The organism is Halobacteriovorax sp. (assembly GCF_041587335.1).
Lineage (GTDB): Bacteria > Bdellovibrionota > Bacteriovoracia > Bacteriovoracales > Bacteriovoracaceae > Halobacteriovorax.
The window spans coordinates 37919-56089 of sequence record NZ_JBFGYP010000006.1 but is presented as its reverse complement, the minus strand read 5'-3'; the positions used below and the strand labels follow the sequence as shown (position 1 = coordinate 56089).

Annotated in this window: 20 protein-coding genes; 8 read left to right on the top strand and 12 right to left on the bottom strand. The window is 33.5% G+C overall.

All coding sequences use genetic code 11. The features are described from left to right. From ABX784_RS02120 to ABX784_RS02085, 8 genes are all read left to right on the top strand, one after another. A partial coding sequence (locus ABX784_RS02120; protein WP_372652010.1) for an RsmE family RNA methyltransferase occupies positions 1-371 on the top strand: 371 nt, incomplete at its 5' end. A 66-nt stretch (positions 372-437) separates the two neighbouring features. Continuing rightward, positions 438-1190, top strand: coding sequence for an RDD family protein (locus ABX784_RS02115; RefSeq protein ID WP_372652008.1), 753 nt, complete (start codon positions 438-440; stop codon positions 1188-1190). After that, entirely contained in the window at positions 1183-1644 is a 462-nt protein-coding gene (rfaE2, locus tag ABX784_RS02110; protein ID WP_372652006.1) for a D-glycero-beta-D-manno-heptose 1-phosphate adenylyltransferase, read from the top strand. Before ABX784_RS02115 ends, rfaE2 begins: the two co-directional genes overlap by 8 nt. 168 nt (positions 1645-1812) lie before the next feature. After that, positions 1813-2403, top strand: coding sequence for a class I SAM-dependent methyltransferase (locus ABX784_RS02105; protein WP_372652004.1), 591 nt, complete (start codon positions 1813-1815; stop codon positions 2401-2403). A 252-nt stretch (positions 2404-2655) separates the two neighbouring features. Then, positions 2656-3489 (top strand): flagellin, encoded by an 834-nt coding sequence (locus ABX784_RS02100; RefSeq protein ID WP_372652002.1) that lies wholly within the window; start codon positions 2656-2658, stop codon positions 3487-3489. A gap of 328 nt (positions 3490-3817) precedes the next feature. Continuing rightward, on the top strand, positions 3818-4651 hold the full coding sequence (locus ABX784_RS02095) for a flagellin (protein ID WP_372651998.1): 834 nt from the start codon (positions 3818-3820) through the stop codon (positions 4649-4651). A 122-nt stretch (positions 4652-4773) separates the two neighbouring features. Continuing rightward, the gene (locus ABX784_RS02090) at positions 4774-5478 is read left to right on the top strand and encodes a hypothetical protein (RefSeq protein ID WP_372651996.1); all 705 of its coding nucleotides are present in this window, start codon (positions 4774-4776) and stop codon (positions 5476-5478) included. After that, positions 5478-6239, top strand: a complete 762-nt coding sequence (locus ABX784_RS02085; RefSeq protein WP_372651994.1) for a UDP-2,3-diacylglucosamine diphosphatase — start codon at positions 5478-5480, stop codon at positions 6237-6239. The genes ABX784_RS02090 and ABX784_RS02085 overlap by 1 nt, the downstream gene beginning before the upstream one ends. Here ABX784_RS02085 and ABX784_RS02080 read toward each other — a convergent pair. The 12 genes from ABX784_RS02080 to fliD all read right to left on the bottom strand — a co-directional run bounded on the left by ABX784_RS02080 (position 6234) and on the right by fliD (position 18020). Continuing rightward, complete coding sequence (locus ABX784_RS02080; protein ID WP_372651992.1) at positions 6234-7844, bottom strand: DNA repair protein RecN; 1611 nt, start codon at positions 7842-7844, stop codon at positions 6234-6236. The two genes, ABX784_RS02085 and ABX784_RS02080, sit on opposite strands and share 6 nt — an antisense overlap. After that, entirely contained in the window at positions 7841-8749 is a 909-nt protein-coding gene (locus ABX784_RS02075) for an NAD(+)/NADH kinase (protein WP_372651990.1), read from the bottom strand. The genes ABX784_RS02080 and ABX784_RS02075 overlap by 4 nt, the downstream gene beginning before the upstream one ends. Continuing rightward, complete coding sequence (locus ABX784_RS02070; RefSeq protein WP_372651986.1) at positions 8750-9112, bottom strand: response regulator; 363 nt, start codon at positions 9110-9112, stop codon at positions 8750-8752. 3 nt (positions 9113-9115) lie between these two features. Next, the gene (locus ABX784_RS02065) at positions 9116-10723 is read right to left on the bottom strand and encodes a sensor histidine kinase (RefSeq protein WP_372651984.1); all 1608 of its coding nucleotides are present in this window, start codon (positions 10721-10723) and stop codon (positions 9116-9118) included. Positions 10724-10761: 38 nt separating this feature from the next. Next, the gene (locus ABX784_RS02060) at positions 10762-11379 is read right to left on the bottom strand and encodes a hypothetical protein (RefSeq protein WP_372651982.1); all 618 of its coding nucleotides are present in this window, start codon (positions 11377-11379) and stop codon (positions 10762-10764) included. A gap of 8 nt (positions 11380-11387) precedes the next feature. Next, entirely contained in the window at positions 11388-13094 is a 1707-nt protein-coding gene (locus ABX784_RS02055) for a glycosyltransferase family 9 protein (RefSeq protein WP_372651980.1), read from the bottom strand. Further along, the gene (locus tag ABX784_RS02050; RefSeq protein ID WP_372651978.1) at positions 13081-13224 is read right to left on the bottom strand and encodes a hypothetical protein; all 144 of its coding nucleotides are present in this window, start codon (positions 13222-13224) and stop codon (positions 13081-13083) included. The genes ABX784_RS02055 and ABX784_RS02050 overlap by 14 nt, the downstream gene beginning before the upstream one ends. Before the next feature lie 19 nt (positions 13225-13243). Then, a complete protein-coding gene (locus ABX784_RS02045; protein WP_372651976.1) occupies positions 13244-14896 on the bottom strand; it encodes a glycosyltransferase family 9 protein in 1653 nt (550 codons plus the stop codon). A gap of 1 nt (position 14897) precedes the next feature. After that, the gene (locus ABX784_RS02040; protein WP_372651974.1) at positions 14898-15632 is read right to left on the bottom strand and encodes a hypothetical protein; all 735 of its coding nucleotides are present in this window, start codon (positions 15630-15632) and stop codon (positions 14898-14900) included. Between the two features lie 175 nt (positions 15633-15807). Beyond that, positions 15808-16215: a hypothetical protein gene (locus tag ABX784_RS02035; RefSeq protein WP_372651972.1), complete on the bottom strand. Its 408-nt coding sequence runs from the start codon at positions 16213-16215 to the stop codon at positions 15808-15810. Continuing rightward, on the bottom strand, positions 16215-16619 hold the full coding sequence (gene fliS, locus ABX784_RS02030; RefSeq protein ID WP_372651970.1) for a flagellar export chaperone FliS: 405 nt from the start codon (positions 16617-16619) through the stop codon (positions 16215-16217). Before fliS ends, ABX784_RS02035 begins: the two co-directional genes overlap by 1 nt. Before the next feature lie 15 nt (positions 16620-16634). Next, on the bottom strand, positions 16635-18020 hold the full coding sequence (gene fliD / locus ABX784_RS02025; RefSeq protein WP_372651968.1) for a flagellar filament capping protein FliD: 1386 nt from the start codon (positions 18018-18020) through the stop codon (positions 16635-16637). Positions 18021-18171: the final 151 nt, after the last annotated feature.

Here is an 18171-nt window from a genome sequence, read left to right as displayed (position 1 = left end):
TATATCGTTCTGAATTCTCTCAGCAATCAATTGAAATAAATGATCGAATAGAAAGAATTGAAGAAAGCGCAATAGTGCAGTCGAATAATCCCTTTAAGATAAATTTCTCTGAAGTCTCATCATTTGATGAAGTGTTTAGAGATTTTTCAAATATTGTTCACTTTTCAACATTTTCAAATACGCAATTTACTGATGATAAGTTATTAGGGGAAGCCCTTATGGTAATTGGTCCAGAGGCCGGTTTTTCTGAAAGTGAAGAAGAGGCGATAAATAGTTTTGATAATGTATCTGTGTTGAACTTAGAAACAAATATTATGAGAGCACCAACAGCTTTAGCTGTAGCAAGTGGTTACATGTTAAAGAGTTTTTGATTGATGCTTTATGTCTTTTATGAGAACCTATAAAGAGACACTTAAATAAATTTCATGGGTGAGTTAATGGAAAATCTAAATTCAAATGAAAACAAAGAAGCTAAAGACGTTGTTTTTAATAATGAGTTTAATTTAGATGATTTTGACTTTAAGCCTTTAAATGAAGGCCTTGGTTTTCATCATGAAGAAAGAAAGAATGGTATTCTGCCTCAAGCAAACAAGAGAAATCAGCACATTTCAGTTTCTAGAGAAACATCTGCTACAACTAGAACAACAAATCTTGGTGTAAGTAATGAAGGAATAACAAGAAATGGTTTAGAGTCAATGAACTCTCTTTCAGCTTTTTACTCAGAGTCACAGAATATCGAAGAAGCTCCTAAGTTAGAGGTTTCTGATTTTGAACCTAAGGCTAAAGAAATTGTAACGGCTTCATCAGCTAAGCAGTTTTCAGCATGGATTCTAGATATATTAATAGTTGCTTGTATAACTGCTAGTTTAATGGCCCTATTTGTTGCAGTATCGGGTTTATCTTTTATTCAGTTTTATGAAGTGATTGGTCAAAACGATCTAGCTATATTTGTTAGCGTATCATTTTCAATATTCTACTTAAGTTATTTTTCTATTTTAGATTTACAAGCTACTCCTGGAAAGAGTTTGTTAAAGCTTAGGCTTATCAGAGAAGATGGTAAGCCAGTTCTATTAAAGGATAGCTTTCTAAGATCTTTTATTACATTACTTTCATTTGTTACTCTTGGGCTACCATGTCTGATAGACTTCCAAGGAAAATTAACAGATACAAAAGTTAAAGAAGATGTTTAATTTATCTCCAAAAGCAAAAAAATTCTTAGAAGAAAATCAAGGTAAGAAAATTGTCTTTACGAATGGTTGCTTTGATATTCTTCATTCTGGGCATGTTGCTTATTTGAATGAAGCTAAAAAGCAGGGTGACTTACTTTTTATGGGTCTTAATTCTGATGACAGTATTAAAAGACTAAAGGGTGAATCTAGGCCTATCAATAAAGAAAAAGATAGAAAATATATTCTTGAAAACCTTAGATGTGTAGACTGTGTTGAAGTTTTTACTGAAGACACTCCTTACGAGCTAATAAAAGCTGTTCAGCCCGATGTATTAGTCAAGGGCGGTGATTGGAAAATTACTGATATAGTAGGCCATGATATCGTTACGGCTAAAGGTGGAGAAGTTAAAAGCTTAATCTTCGTAGAAGGCTACTCTACAACGGGAATAATCTCCTCTGTTCAAGGAAGAGAGTAATAAGCTTCTCTGCTAAGATGTGCTTAGCTTATCTTTTATCTAGTAACTTAAATCTTAAAAATTAATATTTTTCAGTTTGATCTAAATCAATGCTTATATTCAATGCGTATATTATTATAAATAATAGAGGGTTTCTTTAAATAGAAAATAAAGTGAGTAGGAGTTTTTATGTCACATTTTAATATTGATGCAAATAAGTGGGATACCAAAGACAAGGTAGAGAGAGCACATTTTTTAGCAAATAAAATGAAAGAAGAGCTCACTAAAAATAGAGAATTAGATATTCTAGACTTTGGTTGTGGTACTGGTCTTCTTGGTCTTGAGTTTTTAGATTACTCAAAATCGTTATTGGGTATTGATAATTCCTCTGGGATGCTAGAGGTCTTTGATGAAAAAATAAAGAATCTAAAAGGGGTTAGTTCATTAAATATAAACCTAGAAAAAGAAGAACTTAATAAAAAATTTGATCTTATTATTAGTTCAATGACCTTTCATCACCTTGATAGGCCATCTGCAGTATTAGAGATGTTTTCTAGCATGCTCAAAAAAGAAGGAAAGATACTAATTATCGACTTAGAGACAGAAGATGGTACATTTCATCCAGATAATAAAGGAATGGGGGTAAAGCATCTTGGATTCTCTAAGGATGATCTCCAGGTATGGGCCGATCAGTCTAAGATGAGTGTTGATATAAAGACAATTTACTCAATAGATAAGAATCAAAAAAGTTACAATCTTTTCTTAGCAACTTTTAGTTAAATTATATTTCTCCACTAATTAAGAACTAAAAGATTAGATGAATACTTTCATAACGTTAGCATTACCCGACTCTCTCTGTCGGGTATAAGTTGTTGATTTTACGGCAATTTTTTCCACTTTTTACTCAAGTATATTTCCGAGTAACCGTTTAGGTTATTAACTGGCTCATTTGGGGTGAGCCTTTTATACATCAGACACGGCTGTTTGATTCAACTTTTCACGGAGGTAGATTATGTTTCGAGGAGATTAGAGATGGGTTTAAGAATTAACACAAACGTACAATCATTAGCAGCACAAAGAAGTTTAGGAAACGTTAAGAAGTCGCAAGGTGATAACCTTGAGAAGATGGCCTCAGGTAGTAGAATTAATAAGGCAAGTGACGATGCTGCAGGTTTAGCAATTAGTGAAAAACTAAAGGCGAACGTGAGAGGGTCTCAACAAGCTAAAAGAAACGCTGGTGACGGTATTTCAATGATTCAAACAGCTGAAGGTGGACTTAACGAAGTATCAAATATTCTTGTAAGACTGAGAGAGCTCTCTGTTCAAGCAGCTTCTGATACGATTGGAGATTCGGAAAGAGAATTTTCAGATTTAGAATTCCAAAACCTTGTACAAGAGGTTGATAGAATTGCAGGTTCAACAGAGTTTAACGGACGTAGTCTTTTAAATGGTGAAGGTGATACTGCAGACTTTCAAGTTGGGATAATGAATGATGACTTCAACGATAGAATTTCATATAAGCCTCAAGACTCTTCTGCTACGTCAGATTCAATTGGAGTTGCTGGTTTAAGTGTAAGTTCTAAAGAGGGAGCTCAAGAAAATTTAGAAAATATTGATTCAGCGATCAATAAGATTAACGGTAATAGAGCAAACTTAGGTGCTTTACAGAATAGATTGCAATCAACGATTTCAAACTTAGATGTAAAAACAGAAAACTTAAGTGCAGCAAATTCGAGAATTAGAGACACAGATATTGCTCACACTTCATCTGAGTTAACTAAGGCTAACATTCTAACTTCTGCTTCAACTTCGGTTCTAGCACAAGCGAATAGCTCTCAGAACGCAGCTTTAAAGCTAATTGGTTAATCACAAATTAGAAAAATTTAAAAGTTTAAGAATGGCCCCTCATTAAGAGGGGCTTTTTTGTGTCAAAAATAAATACTTCCTACTTAATGGCAAAAATAATGGCCATATTTCTTGTGCCAACTTCAGGTAAATTAATAGTTAGCAAATACCATACCAAAAAAGTTGGTCTGTAAGTACCCAATATCTTTGATTTTTGTGTTGTTTTTTTTAAGTAATTGAGCAAAAGCCTAAAGTATTTCCCAGTGTGGGCGATAGGGTTATTGTCTGACAAAAAAGGTCAGGCGGCTTTAGGGAAAATAAAAAATTAATATTTCTTAGGAGGAATATCATGGGTTTAAGAATTGCAACTAACATGGCTTCACAGTCGGTTCAGAAAAATTTAAATGAAGTATCAAGTAAAAGTCAGGGAAGTTTAGAGAAACTATCTTCTGGTAAAAGAATTAACAAAGCTGCTGATGATGCTGCAGGTTTAGCGATTGCTACTAACCTAAAAGCACAAACAAATGGTTTAAGGCAAGCGACAAGAAACGCGAATGATGGTGTTTCGATGGTACAGACTGCTGAAGGTGGTTTAAATGAAGTATCAAATATCTTAGTAAGACTAAGAGAGTTAACTATTCAAGCATCTTCTGACACTGTTGGAGATACTGAGAGAGGCTTTCTAGACAAAGAGTACCAACAGCTAACAACGGAAGTTGATAGAATTGCAGACTCAACTACATTTAATGGAACAAATCTTTTAAATGGTGAAGGTGGAGGAACCCTTGATATTCAAGTAGGTGCATTCGCTGGAGATCAAAATAGAATTCAATTTGACTCAGATTCAACAAATGCAACAGCAGATGAAATCGGAGTTGGAGGAACATCAATTGCTGACAAGGGAGATGCCTTAGATGCAATTGCTGATATAGACGGTGCCATTACAGCAGTGTCAGGACATAGAGCAAATCTAGGTTCTATTCAATCGAGACTACAGTCAACGGTTGCGAACTTAGAGACTCAAACAATAAATCAAGATAGTGCAAGATCGGTAATTGAAGATGTAGATGTAGCTTCTGAAACTGCAAACTTAGCTTCAAGTAATGTTGTTAAGAATGCTGGTGTAGCAGCATTAGCTCAAGCAAACCAAATACCAAACTCAGCATTAAGACTAATTGGATAATTTAAAAAAAATGTGGGTGCTAGTCACCCACACTTCCTAAGCCCTAAGGAACGAAAGTTCCACTTAAGCCCAATCCATCCTAGCTTCGGCTAGGGTGGGTCTTAGGGAAGGAAAGGAATCAAATGAACAACTTACTAAAAGTAGATAATGAAGAAAAAATAAAAAATGAATTACTAGAAGCTTTTAAAAGTAAGTATGCTGTATATGCCTGGGGCTCATTCGGTGGTCACATCATAAAGGCCGACCTTCAATTTAAATCAATCAAATTTAATCAAAAAAGAATTGTTCTATCACCAACTTCAATTAGTCGACCATATTTAGAAGACTTACTTGGCGGAAGTGGGAAGATTAATTTAGCAATTCCTCAGATGTCACTCTTATTAGAAACTGAATATATGAACTATGAAGATGATCTTGTTGTTTCATTTCCAAAGTTTCATAAGTTTTACGACAGAAGAAAGTCTGAAAGAATTGATCCATTCATCCCAATGGATATTATTATAAAGCATAATGGAATCACATTCAAAAAAGCATGTAATGATATAGCTGTTGGCGGTTTCTCGGTAATACTAACAAAGAACGAAATGAGAAAGTTTGCAGTTGGCGATATTATAGAAAACGTTGAGATATCATTTCCTTTGAAGTCAATCAAACTAAAAGTTAAGGTCTCTGGCCTTGTAAAGATGAATCCGTATCAAGACGACAAAAATCCATATGGTGGTTCTAGGCTTTCTCTAACATTTGAAGGGAATACAACTCTTATAAAAAAAGAAGTTCTTAGGTTGATAAATGGACAAAAAAAACTAGTCTGTGATATTGATAGATAATGATTATTACTTCTATTTCTGATGTACATATTAAAGAGTCATCAGATAAAAATTTCGAGTTACTTCAAAAATTCTTTTCGCATGATTGTGTTAAAAATTCTCAATATATTATTCTTAATGGAGACATTTTCGATATTTTAATCGGAGGAAAGATTCAATATCTTAAAAAGTATGATGCTTTTTTTCATCTAATTAAGAAAGCTGTAGAGAATGATTCTATTGTTGTCTATATCGAAGGGAATCATGACTTTCACATTCAGAGACTCATTCGTAAATCAGTAAAGAAACTCAAAATAGATGAAGATAAATTTATACATGTTAAGAGTCATTTTGATATTGATTTGTCTGGTAAGAAGGTACGCTTTACTCACGGTGATGATGTTGAGATTGAAAATAAAAGGTATCAACAATATAAAAAGAAAATTAATAATAAATTTGTTAAATTTCTTGGTGATTATATTGTTCCGTTCAAGCTGATAGAGTGGGTCGGTCACAATGCTTCAAATAAGTCGAGAGAAAGTAACGTTAATCGATATGAGTTGAGCGCTGAGGGGCAAGAGTTTATCAAAGATAAATTTAGACGATCAAGTGAGGATTACTTTTCTAGACATACTATAGATGCTCTCGTTTGTGGTCACAGTCACTGTAAGGATTACTACTCTTTAGATAATGGAAGGTATTATATAAATAATGGATTTGCTCCAGCTTCAAAGTCTTTTATAAAGATTACTGAAGATGGAGCAGAGTTTGTTGATCTATAGCTGTGCCATATCTCGGATATATTGTTCTTTGTCGTTTCTTTTAACTTCATGAGTGTAAGAATATGTTCTATTTTTCTCTTCTTTTTTAGAAACATCAATTAACGTCTTTGAGAATTTTGCAATCTGAGGAAGATGTGTAATCGCTATGACTTGTGATGCCTTTGATACTTCTTCAAGGGCCTTACCAATAGAGACTGCTGTTTCTCCACCAATTCCCGTATCAATCTCATCAAATAAAAACACTGAAACAGTGTCACTTTTAGAAAGTATCTGTCTTAGAGATAGTAATATTCTCGATAGTTCACCACCTGAAGCAATTTCTTTTACTTTGAAGTACCCTTCTCCTGGATTTGTTTCAGCGTTGAAAGATATTTTTGAAATACCATTTTTAGATAAATTGGTTGCTTCTTCTATAGATACATTGATTGTTGCACCACTCATACGAAGCTTTCTTACCTTTTTTGTCAATTCGATAGATAATTTAGATGCAAACTGGACTCTATTTGTATGTAGTTTGTTTGCCTTCGTCCAGCAAAGCTCTTTTGTAGAATTTATTTTTTGCATTATTTTTTTAACTTCTAGATCAGAGTTTTCTAAGAGTTTGTATTCTTCTTGGAAACTTTGATAGATATTTTCAAGTTCATTAGTATCAACATTAAACTTTCTTTTTAATTTTTGGTACGAGTCTAGCTTCTCAATTATTTCTTGAAGTTGATCGTCATCACTTTCAAAATCTAATTTTTTTGAGATTGAAAAAGACAATTCAGAGAGAGACTCTTTAGCTTCTGACAGAAGTTCTGTTTCTGCATCGGTAAGTAAATCATATCTACTCGTTTGAATATCTAGTTTGTTGATGAGGGATAAAATACTTGAGTTTGATTCGCTGAGAATATAGTTTGCTTCAGTGAAGGACTCAGATTTTTTTTGATTGTCGAGAATTCTATTTTTAAGTTCAATTAGTTTCTCTTCTTCTTCTGAACTAGGATTTACCTTTTCAAGCTCTGTTATCTGAAACTCAACATAGTCTTTTCTTTGAGATTTCGTTTTGTTCATCTCTATTAAATCTTCAAGCTCTTTTTCTAGATTTGATAGTTCCTTGAAATGAGTATTATATTCTTTAGTTTCAAGTGACATATTACTGTAGTCATCAAGAAGAGCTAGTTGATAGTCTTCACTCAAAAGTTTTTGATTATCAAACTGTCCAACAAGGTCTACGTACCTTTTAGATATGGTGCTAAGTGTTTGTAGTGAACATTGTTGAAAATTAAGATAGGCCTTAGAAGATCCTTCTGATGTGATTATTCTTTTAATAAGAATCTCATCTTCAGAAAATGGATGTCCTAGTTCATTGAAGTATGATTTTATTTCAGGATGATTACATTTGAACACAGCTTCAACGGTAGCAAACTCTTCATCTTTCCTAATTATTTTTTTATCTGCTCTTGTACCAAATATAAGCTGAAGAGCATCTAGAATTAGACTTTTTCCAGAACCTGTCTCTCCTACTATTACATTGAAACCGTTTGAAAATAAGATTTCTTGGTTAACAAAGGTTGCAAAGTTATTCATTGTTAATGATTTTAATAATAGCTTTTCTTTTTTCATCTTCCTGCTCTTTGTCCGTGTGTTAACTTCTGTTTTAAAGTCTGAAAGTATGTTCTGTCATTGTTTTTGATTATTTTTGCATAGCTATTTTTCACTTTTGATATTTTCACTACACATCCCTTCTCAATATCTATTGCTTCTTGGCCATCTAGAGTAAGGCTTAGATGACTTTCTTTAACAGGAAATTTAACCTCTATTTCTTTTGTGTCAGGTATAACTAACGGTCTATGATTAAGACTGTGAGGACAAATAGGTGTTAAGAGTAGTGCGTTCACGTCGGGATGTGTGATAGGACCACCAGCTGCAAGTGAATAGGCCGTAGACCCTATTGGTGAACTAATGATGAGTCCGTCGCCAGATACGTTAAAGATTAGTTCTGAATCACATTCGACAGAGAGTGTGAACATTCTGGAGATATTATTCTTATTAATAACGACATCATTAATAAAGTTTCCTTTAAATGTTTGTTTACCTCTTTTGGTAATACTCACTCTGTATAGAGGAAGTTTTTCAATTTCAAAACTACCCTTCAGTGTTTTTGCGAGCTCGTCAAAGTAATCGATTTTAGAAAACTCTGTAATAAATCCTAGGTTTCCCATATTTACACCAAAAATTGGAGGGGAGTTTTTAGTGCACTTTCTAGTAACTCCAATAATTGTACCGTCTCCTCCGAGTGTTATGATAAGGTCTAAGTTATTAACTTGGTCTTCCTCAATGAAACTTACATTCTTTGGGATCTTACTAAAAATAGAATTAATTCTAGCCTCTTCTTTACTCAAAAAAGAAACATTCTTCTTACGTCTAATTAACCACTCTGTTAAGTTTGGAATTGTAATTGCAAAATCAGAAACATTTCTTGGCTTTAATAGGATTCCAATATTTTTAATTATCTTTGTAGTCAACATTTACTCTCTTTCTAAAAACACTTTAAGTGCGTCCTCTATATTATCAAATGGCTTTCCAAGAACTTTGCATCCATATGAGTTGGCCTTCTCAAGTATCTGGGGTGAACTATAGGCAGTGATTATGACAAATAACTTACCAATTTCTTCGATATTGTACTTCTTTTTAGACTCTTCGATAATATCAAAACCGGTAATATCTTGAAGCATCAAGTCACAAATCACTCGATCATAGTCTTTTGTTAGAATTCTTTCAATGGCCTCTTTTCCTGAGGAGCAAGCGTCAACTGAGGCGCCTTTCTTCTCTAGTAACCTCTTAAGTGATTTTTGAATTAATAATTCATCTTCTATTACTAATATTTCCATAGCTTATACCGATGGCAGAGTGAATGAAACACTAGTACCAATATCGTCCTTTTGTTTAACTTCAATTTTTCCATTTAATTTTTTTATTAAATTAGAGCAAATACTTAGGCCGAGGCCGGTTCCTTTCTCTTTTGTAGTTATAAATGGTTTAAATATTTGGTCTTTCACCTTAGGTGATATTCCAGGACCTGTATCTGAGACGTTTATTTCTATTTCTTCTAGCTTTTTAATTATTGTAATTTCTATTCTTTCATCTCTAAAATCTACGTGGTGACTTTTTATTGCTTGAGAACTATTAATTATTAGATTGAAAAGAATTTGTGAGAGCCAAGTTGAATTTGAGTTAATTATATAATCTTCTTCAGCTTGAAAATTATAAAAATTCAAATCTTTTGGTATTTGCTTACTCTCACTTTTTGTAAGAAGTATGGTTTCATTTATAACTTCTTTAATATTGAATTTTTCATAACTGTCTTCTTCCCTATAGAGCTTAGAGAAGTTATCAATAATTGTCTGACATCTTTTGCTATTGATTGAAATATTTCGAATAAAGGAAGACATCTCATCATCAAAGTCTTCTAAAAGTAAAAGATCTGAAGCCATGTTTAGTCCAAAGAGAGGATTACTTAATTCATGTTTCAATGTATTTAAGAGCTCACCAAGCAGTGATATTCTTTGATGGTGATATATATCGGATGTATTAGACTCGTTGTTAATCCCAACTTCAAAGAATTTTTTTCCTGATAAGTTCTTAACTGAATTTAACTCGTTGAGATCCTGAATATTTGAATACTTTGCAGCATCATTGAGAGGTGTATTATCTAAGAATAGAGGATTTGGATATGTTTCAAGAAGTGATTTATATACTTCTGTTCTTAGCTTATTTAGAGAAGCTATTAGTATTCCTTGTATTACATCAGATATAAAATGAATAGATGAGTTGAATATATTTATTTCCATATCCGAAGGAGCTAGGAAATCATTTCTAGATACTATTACAAGTATAGAGTGCTTTGAAAGCTCAATGTCTTTTGCTAGAAAGGTTCCTACTACACCAATGTCAGATTCAAGAATAAGGGACTGGTTAAAGAGCTTGTTTTTACTTTTTTTAACCAAATTAAAAATCTTACTGAATGTCGAAACAGATATTTCTTTCTTGCTATGTCCTAAGTTTGAATCATAGAAAAATGTTTCTATGATTGGACTACCCTTTTCATGGATTAAGATTTGGCAGGACTGGTAAGCTTTAAAAAGTTTGGATTGTAAAATATACTCAGGAAGCTCACTTGTATCTTTAATTTTAAGTGACTGATTTATGATAAAATTTTTAAATTCTAGAATATCAATAAATTGCTTTAAATTAGATGAAGAGCTTTTGGAAATATTAGAAGTTGTTAACGAAGAGTACTTTCTTTGTTTTTGCTTTTTAGAGTCACAACGAGCATTTAATAGTTGGTAGATAGCATTAGCTGAAGTTGAACAAGAAATTTTAAGAACAGGCTCACCAAGTATTGAGCCCCCCTTATGGATGTCATAAAGGTCATCATTTTTATATATTGAATAATCTGCATGAATTTGGTTTTTTGAGAATTCAATATTAGGAGACGGCATAAATACACCGACTCCTACACTATCTGATATGTATAACTTTAGAGATCTCTGAGTTTTTTTAGTTCTGGTATGGCCTTTATTTTCCACTGAGTCAGGTTATCTATAAGTTCGTACTCTAGCAAGTCGTTCAACATAATAATGTCGTTTTTCTCTTTTGCGGGAATTAAGGCCTTCATTATAGAAAGTAAGTGTATTTCAAGAGTTTGGAATGTATTTGTATTTTTTAACTGCTCTTGGTGTCTATTTCTTACAGTTCTATAAATTTTAGCCATTAGTTGGACATATAGATCCATAATTTCAACTACTTCACCAAACATCATATTTGCATCTTTCTGCTTGTTTTCATTTTGAAACTCAATGAATAGACCAATCTTGTTAATTATTGTGTCTATATATGATGAGCAATCGTTTAGAGCATCAAATGCAAGTTCATAACTACTTGTTGTTGAAAAGTTAATATCATTATATTTCTCAACAGGAAGCGTAAGAGAGGATTGCTCCTCTTCGTATGAGAGCTGTCTTCCATTAATGTCAATGGATGTAATGACCTCATCCTCATGAAGTACCTCGTTAAGTACAAAGTTCATGAGATCATTAACACTAGCATCTTGCTCTGGTTTTGATATCGTTTTGTTGTTAACTGTTACTGAGACCATCCTGGTTCCTACCTTATTGTTGTTTGAGGTTTAACTGTTTTATTTTTTTGATTTTGAGTAAGTGTTTTTTCACAAAGCTCATACATAATGCTCGTAGCATTTGCCTGGTCATGGAATGAATAAAACGAGCTCTCTGTTAATTGAACTAAGTTATCACCATGTAGGTTGGCCCTTGCTACTTTACCGTAGTTTATAATTGGACTTAATTGTGGATGAGTTTCAGATACAATGTCTGATAGTCTTTCTATCTCATCTACTTTTTTCGAATAATCTTTTATCTTATTCAGATTAGGAGTCTCACAAGATATTTCTTCCAAAATGTAGCGCGAGTACTTCTTACCAAACTCACTTAATTCAAACAATTGTTGAAGCCCTTTCATATCTGTCAGAAGTCTCTGATGAGTCTTGTCACTAATTTTAGGGAATTCATTATGACCCTCAATCTCACTAACTAAATAGCTCCAAGTAATTGTAAAAAACTTTCTAATTGTTTCATCATATGTTGCTTCATTTTCTAGCACAGATTCAAGGCTAAGTAGCCCGAGAGAGTTATAGGCAGACTTAGTGATGTTTATTGAGTTTAGGTGGAAATGAGAAAGTTTTTTGTTTAAAGATTCTTTAGTTAACTCTTCGCCATTAGATACAATCGTTAAGGCTTCATTTACTGTTTGATAAGGTATATCGGCATGACACTGATAGAAGTCGCAAGCAGTATCGGGTTTACAAGGAAAGCATTTTGTCTGTGGAGATAAGTTATATGCTCCAGCAATATATGGAACTGTTTCAGCAGTTCTTACCGTACCTAGTGATATCGTTATAATAGGTACTTTCTTTAGAGAGGCTAAGTGACTGACCATTGAGTCATGTCCAATAAACATTGAATCGTCATCTAGAAGCTCTTTAAGTTCTGTAATATTATGTTTGCCCGTGAGGTCATTGATTCTATTGTTATATGTTTGTAAAAGTGGATTGTTGATTATTTTCTTACAGGCTTCTTGATCATTTTTTGCACCAACTAGAAAAACCTCTTTAGATTCATTGTCTCGTAAAAACTTAAAGATTACTTCAACCCACTTACTGTCACCCCATACTTTTTTCTTGTCAGAGGCAAATGGATGAATAAATACTTTGTTTTTATTACCTGTCTTAACTATGTTTGAGCTATCTTCTTTAGGGCTGACGCCTATAATAAGCTTGTACAGGTCAACAAGGTTAAAAGAGTTTAAACTTGTTTCTAAGACATTTGCATAAAGGTATTGAGACCATTTATCGTTAATGTTTAGGTTAGCATTCTCGTTATAATATGGTCCGATCTTATGAGATGCTGTAATCAGACTCATTAAATAATTTGCTGTCTTAGAATATGACAGATTTACACACACATCTATATTATGTGATGAGATTTTTGCTTTAAGCTCTCTAATATTATTTAGTGAGTTTTCTAAGTTTACTGTTTCACTTTTAAGAACAAGATCTTTTAGATCGATGGTAATACACTCATCAAACACTTCATTTATTTGATCCAGAAGGTGATTTGCAAATTTTTTCCTAGCGATAAGAAGTAACTTATACTTGTCACCATGCTCTTGACGTAAAGACTTCGCAGTCTGAATCGTTTGAATAATATCACCAAGTCTTAGTATCTGAACTATCGCAATAGTTTTTTTTACAGTTTCAGGAGGTATATCAGTATTATCTTGCTTAGCTGTTTCCATGACCTTCCTCTTCTAGTAATGAGGCCAGGAATAATACTTCTAAATCTTCTTGAGATAAAGAACTACCACTAGCTGTGCTTTTTTTAATCTCTTCGATTTTGTTAACAACTTCTGTTGCAAAATTACTCATACACCTTCCTTGGCATAAATTATAATGTTTCTTGGTGAACTCTATTTGATACCATGTTTTCAATTACGGTATCAGCTTCATGCTTTCTAGAGTTATCTTCTATTGTTTTTAGGACTTCATAAACTTTTTGAAGTTCATTCTTCATTTTATATAGGTTCTTTTCTACATCCTTAACTGAGTCTTCCAAAGCCATAGTAGGTGCAGACTCTAATCTAGCTCGAAGAAATAAACTTGGAATTGAAGTAATAGTACTATCTTCACAGTGGGCCATAAGATGACCTAACGAGTTGATGAAGTTCTTTGACTGATTGGCACCTTCCCCGATTTGAATAAGTGAGCGTATGGCACCAAGTAGATCTTTTGTTGTTCTAGTTACTGCTTCTTTTTCATTTGAAATCCATCTCTTGAAATTTTCACCTTTCAATTCGAGAATCATTTCACTAAAAGAATCATCATTAGATTCAAGTAGTGTTTTAGAGATATACATTCTAGATGCAATTCTTTGTACTTCTAGCTCAGAGTTAACTTCACCTTTTACAGCGAAATAAGATGTTCCAAGGGAATCTTTGTATGGTCTGTATAAAGTATATCCTTCACCAATGTGTGTACTATTAAAAGACTTTAGTCCCATCAGTAAAAGTGTTGAGTTCACTATGTCATCTGATCTAAGGTCTGTATTAGTATCTTTGTTTGAAAAGTCCCTATCTTCTATCGTTTTTGATAAAATAAGGGATTGTTCATTTATAGAGCCTTGCTTTAGAAAAGGAGATGCTCCAAGGCTAACTTCTAGGCAAGGAGTTTCTACTAGGTCACTCAGGTGTTTAATCGCTGTATCTGGAGTGATTAGGCAATCTAAATTAATAACTACGCTTGTTAGTGCATGAAAGTCAGATTCAACAGTAACAAGCCTTCCCTCAAAGTGATCATTGATTTTAGCAGCTCTTTCTTTTTCATCTTCAGTAGGAGCGATTAGAAGCATGGTTACGATATCTTTTGAATGAAGATTTTCAATAACTTCTATAATAGTTTTTTCAGGAATATTTTTAGATTCTTCTGATGTGAAGAGTTGAATTCCTACAATTTTTTTATTCTTTCCTTTTTCAGCTTGTCTTAGGAAATTAATATTCTTAAATGCATTCTCATTATGATTTGTACTTGTTTTGAGCTTTAAACTATTCTTACTTGTATCTACACCTACCATCTGATGATAAATATCATTGAAGTGCATAGGTGAGAAGTCTAACTCTGTAATGACATCATTTAAAAGCATTTCCCAGTCAGAGCTGTATGCATTCTTCATTTCTGATGTGAATTCTAATCCAATCTTTCTATTTGAACTCAGAAGTGATGTTATATGTGTAGAAACTCTCTCGTTAGAGAAGTTTATAACTTCATCCCAATCTTGAGTTGTAACAGTTGAAAGATCTTTATTAAACTCTTCAAGTGCATAACCATTGTTAAATATTTCACTCTTTGTAAGTGTAATAATTCTTTTTCTATCGATAGTGTATATATTAGATACGCCCTCAATATTTAGTGCTGCCTTTTCAAATTCTTTATAGACTAATATTGAAACATCATAATTCCCACTCTGTACCATCGAGTTTATTAGATGTGCAGAGCTGTAAATATCACCAAATCTTCTTAAATTTATTAAAAGTATTTTCTTCATGCTATTCTCTTCCTTCTAACTGAAGTGATCCTTTAACCATCTCTTGAAATGCCATTAAGAAATGGTCATCATCTTTTACTGAGGTATTGTTGGTATAAAGCTTTTCATCAATTGCAGAAGTTATATCTAGGTCAGGGTTAAGATTATTCACACACTCTTTAACACGACTAGAAGTAATGTAGCTAGAAAAGCTACTTACAGTTCTAGGCGCTTTATATGAGAGTAGGTTTTTGAAATAGCTTTCATATAGATTAAAGCTTGCTGGGTGACTAATTATTCCAGGTTTGTTTAGAAGATAGTCGACGAATTCTTTTTTCTTATAGAGTTCAACAATTTCTTCTGCTGCATAGATGTGTATATTGTTATTATTAATTAAAGAGTATTTTGTATAGTCACTATAAACCTTTTCATTCGGTTCAATAACTATAATTTTATAATTTTGTCCCCACTCCTTCTCGAGAAGAAGAATAGCTTCTTCAATATGATAACCAAAACCTAGGCCAAGAACTAAAAGCTCATTTTTAACTTTTATTAGAGACTTATTCTTTTCAATAAGGGCCGCAGCTTCTTTGATTGGATTGTAAATAGAATGTAAGTGTACATCATTAACTACTGGAACCTTATGTTCCGTTTTAGATACTTTTACTTCATATCTATATAAAGATAGTTCTTCCATTGAGTTATCCTTAGTAATATTTGATGAATTTAAATTTTCTTTGTTTGAGTGATCAGACACGCTTGTTACCTCTTCCTTAAGGTTAAACTCTGAATTTAGAAGGAGAACGAATCCTAGTTCTCGCTTCTATATTTCCTCATGTCTGCGTATTTTTGTCAATGAGATTATAAAAATTAGCCTATTAACACTGAACCCATAACGGCTTGATTTGTTATGAGTTCAGGAAAAATTAAGGTTATTTTTTGGTACTATTAAGGTTGTAGCCTTTGAACTGCTGTCTCGATGTGAATATCGTAGCAATTTCCTTGGTTGTTTCCATTTTTTGATTCTCAAGTAGTTCTGATGACTTTAAGTCAATTGCCTGAACTTCACATGACCAATTGTGGAGATCGCTTTGCCATGCTTTAAGAATTTCAACAATTTCTGGAGTGACTTCGTCGGCCTTTAGGGTAGAGACCATATCTTCAACTTCTGTTTGAAATTTTTCCAAAACATTTACAATTCTTTCTCTGTTATCTGCCTCAAAGTTAACGAGGTTGATATCTCCTCTTGAGGTTGCAACATAGATATTGTGTGTAATTTTAAGACCACTGTCTAATAAGGCAGTATGTCTCATAAGTAAATTGTAGATTCGATTAATCATTAAGCCCCCTGTTGCTCTTTTTGAGCACTTTCTTTTCTGAGGGTTTTGATTGCTTGTCCCCATCCTTCATAAAGAGTATTTAAGACATTCAGACAGCCTTGAAGAGGCTCTGCTTCAATCTTAATGTTTGCTTGTGTACTGGAAAATAAAATAAAGTCATATAAAGATGAAAGCTCTTTAGCGATATCTCCACCAACTTCAAAATCTAAGCTGTTATTTAGTTCAATAACAATATCTTGTAGTTTTCCAATGTGTTCACCTTTAGCAGGGATGTTCTTCTCATCAATAGCTTCAATTGCTTTTTTACAACTTTTGATTGCAGCTTGATAAAGCATTAATAAGATTTGTTCCTTACTTGCTGTGTGAATTGATGTTTTTTTATAAGCTCCTAAACCATAACTCATAACCACCTCCAATGGTTAACCGAGTTGAGTCACAGGGTTAGATCCTCCGCCCATTGCGGCGATACCTGAACCTTGACTCTTCATTCTCGAAATTGTTCCTTCTAATCTTGCAAATTTATCTTTTAGATTTTTTTCTTTCTGTTCAATCATTCTTTCTTTATTCGTAATTCTTCTATCTATTTGATCAATGTTAGACTGCAGTGAATTTTTTCTAGTCTGTAGTAGTCCATTTGGGAACTGAAGTGAGGCCTTAGCCGTATCACCAAGATGATCAATAAATCCCTTTGTCTTTCCATCTTCTGTAAAATGACCTGTAAGAATCTGAGTTACGAGTTTGTAGTTTGATGAGAGTGTGTTGTTTAAAACTTCCGTTTCAACTTTTAGTAAACCATCACGTTGAAACTTGATGCCAAGGTCACTAAATCTTTTAAATCCAAATTCTGTTTTTATATCTTTAAAGACTGTGGCCCTAAGTCGCCCCTCAAGAGACTGAAGCATTATATCTCCACCGAGTGTTCTTGATGTGTCTGTTGTCTCGTCCATATTATTCTGTTGCTTTATAAAGCTTAGGACGGAGTTAATACTATCGACTAGGCCTTCCACTTTACCTGTTACGGCCTGAGTATCTTCATCAATTTTTAATGTAAATTCTTCCCCTGGGCGAGCCTTCTTTAAGTCAAGAGTTACACCTGGAATAAGTTCAGAAGCTTTGTTTTCAGGAAGTTCTATTTCAAATCCATCTAGCTTTATCTTGGCGTCATGTGCTTCTCTTTCAAACTCTAGATAAAGATCATTGTCTCCATCTACAAAGTAGAAATAAGGGAATTCTGCACGTTTTTCATCACCAGTCTCTTCAAGTGAAAGAATCATTCTCCATGGCTCATCACTACCACTTCCATCATTTACTACAGAAGCTCTAAGCCCATTACCGGAATCTTGATTAATTAATTTTGAGATAGCGTTTAGACTGGAATTTTCTGAATCTACATAAATTTCTTTGCTTTCTCCATCTGGAAGAAAGTACTGAATAAACCCAACACCAACATAACTTTCATCTGGGTTTTCAAAGCCTGATGACATGGCAGATGACTTTTGAGCTAGTTGTGACACTTCAATTTGGTATGTACCAGGCTGAGCAATATTCTTATCTGCGTTAACACCAAGGATATCTTCATTAGTTTGGACTTTTAATTCTCTTAGCGATCTAGCACTAGCATTCTTTAAAACACTACCACGCATACCTTCCATGAGCCCTATCAGCTCACCTACAAGCGCTTTCTTATCACTGATTTTTTCTTTACGAGTCTCCATGCTTTTAACAGGAATTCTCTCCGCAGCGATAATCTGCTTAACAATATCTTTTGGGAGCCCTGTTGCTATGGAGCCAAAAGAAATACCCAAATCTTCCTCCTGAAGTTTCTTCTCTCATCCTAAGAGAAGACGGTATACGCCTTTAAATAATAGCATATGGAGTATTCGACGCAATGAGACTAGGTATGAGGCAGTATTTTCTAGGCCCTTGTAGAGAATAGAATAAAAGAAATTTTTATAA